Raw genomic sequence first — 3748 nt, 5'->3', positions numbered from 1 at the left:
AGCACCGCCGCATCCCCGCTCGCCGTCTGAATGCCGGTGCCAGCCAGGGCCGCAAGAGCCCGAACGCCAGCGACGCGGCGGTCGCACCGGCAACCGCCAGGACCACGGTCGGAACAAGCAGGAAGGCAAGGCGTGACCGACCCGGCGCGGCAATCACGTCTCCGGCGTCCTCACCGTAAGATCGCCGTGTCCCGACTTCAGGAACGCCGCGATCTCTGCTTCGTGCACGCGGCCGAGACCCGCGCCGGGGTCGCCGGTGAGGTTCGGTGCGAACCAGTGATCGTTGGTCCCGCCCGTCAGATATAACCGCGACGACTCCGTATAGCCGCGTTCCTCGTAAGCAGGACCGCGAGGCGTATGACACGCGCCGCAATGTCCTAGCGATTGCACGAGATACGCGCCACGGTTCCATTGCGCGTCGTGGTCCGTGCGAACGGCATAGAGTCCCTTCGGTGCAAAAGCGAAGTTCCAGAACGCAAGGGCCCAGCGTTGATTGAACGGGAACGGGAGGCGCGTGGGCGCTGCAGCCTTTGCGACGGGCTGAACGCCATGCAGGAAATACGCGTAGAGGGCGTGCATGTCGTCGTCATCGATCTTCGAGAACGAGGGATACGGCATCGCCGGATAAAGATGCTTGCCGCCGCGCGCCACGCCCTCACGCAAGGTCCGCGCGAAGTCGTCATAGGTGTACTCGCCGATTCCGTATTGTTTGTCGGGCGTGATGTTGCTGCTGACTATAGTTCCGAATGGCGACGCCATGCCGAGGCCGCCCGCGAACGGCGCGCCGCCTTTCGGTGCGGTATGGCAACCGGCGCAATCGCCTGCCTTCGCCAGATACTCGCCGCGCGCAATCAAGGGCTGATCGGCGGTCTGGCCGCACGCCTGTCTTGCAAACGAAAGCAGGCACGTGACGATGACGAGGGCGGATCTCATCGGGTTCACCATGGCTTGCACGGCGAGACGATCAGCGCTGCCATCGCCGTCACGATCAGGCCGAGCACGAACATCGGACTGGCGAGCATTGCGACGCGATAAACAAAGCGTGCGGCCCTGCGATCCGGATTCGGCTCCTTGCCCTCGCCGGTTGATCGCCACCCGCGCCAAGCGGCGGCAAGGCCACCCAGCGCGACAGCCAGCGCCACCAGGCTCACCGCGCCGATGTACGCGTGCAAAGCGGGCATCTTCGAATGCGGCAACGGGTCTTGCGCGGGATAACACGACTGCGCGGCAAGCGCCTCGCAAACGCAAATCTGCACGATCCATGCGAGCGGTGCGCCGAGCAGCGCGTAGACCTGCTGCATGGCGTGGAGAAGGGGCAGTCGAGGTGCCGTCACGGCGTATCTCCTAGAGCACGTAAGGGCTGATGTACAGCGTGGTGAAGATGAAGAGCCAGACGATATCGACGAAATGCCAGTACATCCCGCCGATGGTCAGCACGGTGTGACGCCGGTCATCGAAAAAACCGAGCGCGGTCCAGGCGAGCAGCACGGCAAGCACGATCAGACCGGCCACCACGTGCAACATATGAAAGCCCGTGATGGTGAAGTAAAGCGAGCCGTACAAATGCGATGCGGGTCCATAAGGATGGTCGTGCCACTCCTTCAACTGCACGCCCACGAAGAGCACGCCCAGCACGATCGCGATGCTCATCCAGATCACCGCAAGACGACGCCGTTCACGTTTCACAGCGTGCTCGCACAACACTACAAACACGCTGCTGGTCAGCAGCACGGCGGTATTGAAGAGCGCCGGGCCCATCTTCGGCAGGCCGTCGGGTGGCCACTTGCCGCCGCCTTGCGAGAACAGATACAGGTAACTGAAGATCAGGTAGCCGAACAACGCCGCTTCCGTGGCGATCAGCATCCACATGCCCCACCATCCGCCCGAATGCCTTCCTGACGTGCCGATGGGCAGCGGACGGTCGGCATTCACGGCGTGGTCGGTGATATCAGCCAAGTGCGCCTCCTTGCGGTTCGCGTTGCATGAGCGCACGTTCGGGCCACATCCATGCCACGAGTGAAGCGGCGAAACCTGCCAGCATGACGAGTGCAAGCCACCAGATGTGCAGCAGCATGGCGGCGAACATCAGCGTGGAGGCGAGGCCCAGAAAGAAGGGCGCGTAGGAGTCGCCGGGCATCTTCAGGATGGCGTCGGGGCGGCCGTCGAGCGCGCGGGTCGCGAGCGCCTCGCGGCCGTGATCGAGGATCATGCCTTCGTCGAGTTGACTACGGCGTGCTGTCGGATTCTCCTGTCCCAGGCGGTCTTCCCATAAGGGGTGACCGCTCTCCACCACAGGTATGGTCGCGAAGTTGTAGGGCGGTGGCGGCGACGAGACCGACCACTCGAGCGTGGGCGCATCCCAAGGATTTTTTCCGGCCACAGGTCCGCGCTTATAGCTCCAGACAAGATCGCAGAGAAACATCAGCACGCCTGCCGCGAACACGAACGAGCCAATGGACGTCACCATGTTCACCGTGTTCCACCCCATGTCGCCGGAGTAGGTATAGATGCGGCGCGGCATGCCGAGAAGTCCTGCAATGTGCATCGGGAAGAAGCCGAGATTGAAGCCGATGAACATCACCCAGAACGTGATCTTGCCGAACCGTTCGCTCATCATCCGGCCGGTGAACTTGGGAAACCAGAACACCACGCCGCCGATCACCGGAAACACGTTGATGCCGAGCAGCACGTAATGCAGATGCGCGACGACGAAATAGGTATCGTTGAGTTGCCAGTCGAGCGGCACCGCTGCCGTCATCACGCCCGATACACCGCCGATCACGAACAGCAGCACAAAGCCGGCGAAGTAGAGGAACGGAACCTTGAACACGGGACGTCCAGTCCAGATCGTCGCGATCCACGCGAAGGTCGCGACCGCGCTCGGGATCGCAATGACCATGCTCGCGGAGCCGAAGAACGCGAGCGCCAGCGCCGGAATACCCGTTGCAAACATGTGATGGATCCACACGATAAAACCAACCACCATGGTTGCAACGGTCGACAACGCCACGGGCGTATAACCGACCAGCCGGCGACGGCAGAAGACGGGCAACGCATCGGAGACGATACCCATTGCGGGGAGCACGATTGCGTACACCCACGGATGCGCGAACATCCAGAACAGATGCTGCCAGAGCAAGGGGCGGCCGCCGTTGAGGACATCGAAGAAGTGCGTGCCGAACTGACGGTCGAGCCACAGCAGGAAAAACGCGAGGCTGACCGCGGGCACTGCCAGCAGGTTGCCGCCGGACGCAGTCAGCGTGCCCCATACGAGCACCGGCACGCGATCGATCGACATGCCCGGCGCACGCATGCGGATCAGCGTGACGACGAAATTCGCGGAACCCACCGTGGTCGATGCCCCGAGCAGCACCATGCCGAGCGCATAGATATCGATGTTCGGACCCGTGTTGTATTCGAGTCCTGACAGCGGCACATAGTTGAACCATCCGGCGTTCGGCGCTTGCCCGAACGGGAAACTCGAATAGAGAAAGATGCCCGCGAACAGGAATAACCAGTATGAAAGCGCATTCAGGCGCGGGAATGCCATGTCGCGCGCACCGAGGATCAGCGGCCACAGATAGTTCGAAAACCCCGAGAGCACGGGCAGGGCGTAGAGGAAGATCATCGTCACGCCGTGCATGGTGAAGAGCTGGCTGTACTGCTCGGGCGTGAGCACTGTTGCGTCGGGGCGCGCGAGTTGCACGCGCATGATCAACGCTTCCACGCCGCCCATCAGCAGGAAGAT

General features: G+C 62.5%; 3 protein-coding genes and 1 pseudogene. All 4 read right to left on the bottom strand.

The window, feature by feature from the left end:
• Positions 1–183: 183 nt before the first annotated feature.
• A pseudogene (locus tag ACFFAR_RS27540) lies at positions 184–933 on the bottom strand (c-type cytochrome); the annotation flags it as partial.
• Between the two features lie 5 nt (positions 934–938).
• Positions 939–1334, bottom strand: coding sequence for a hypothetical protein (locus tag ACFFAR_RS27535; RefSeq protein WP_174363073.1), 396 nt, complete (start codon positions 1332–1334; stop codon positions 939–941).
• A 10-nt stretch (positions 1335–1344) separates the two neighbouring features.
• Positions 1345–1956 carry a heme-copper oxidase subunit III gene (locus ACFFAR_RS27530; RefSeq protein ID WP_375508852.1) on the bottom strand — a complete coding sequence of 204 codons (612 nt, stop codon included), beginning with the start codon at positions 1954–1956 and terminating at the stop codon, positions 1345–1347.
• A partial coding sequence (locus ACFFAR_RS27525; RefSeq protein WP_174363072.1) for a cbb3-type cytochrome c oxidase subunit I occupies positions 1949–3748 on the bottom strand: 1800 nt, incomplete at its 5' end. The genes ACFFAR_RS27530 and ACFFAR_RS27525, both read right to left, overlap by 8 nt.

This window comes from uncultured Caballeronia sp., from assembly GCF_964243625.1.
Classification (GTDB): Bacteria; Pseudomonadota; Gammaproteobacteria; order Burkholderiales; family Burkholderiaceae; genus Caballeronia.
Note: the sequence above shows the minus strand (reverse complement) of the source record. Positions and strands in the feature narration are given on the sequence as shown.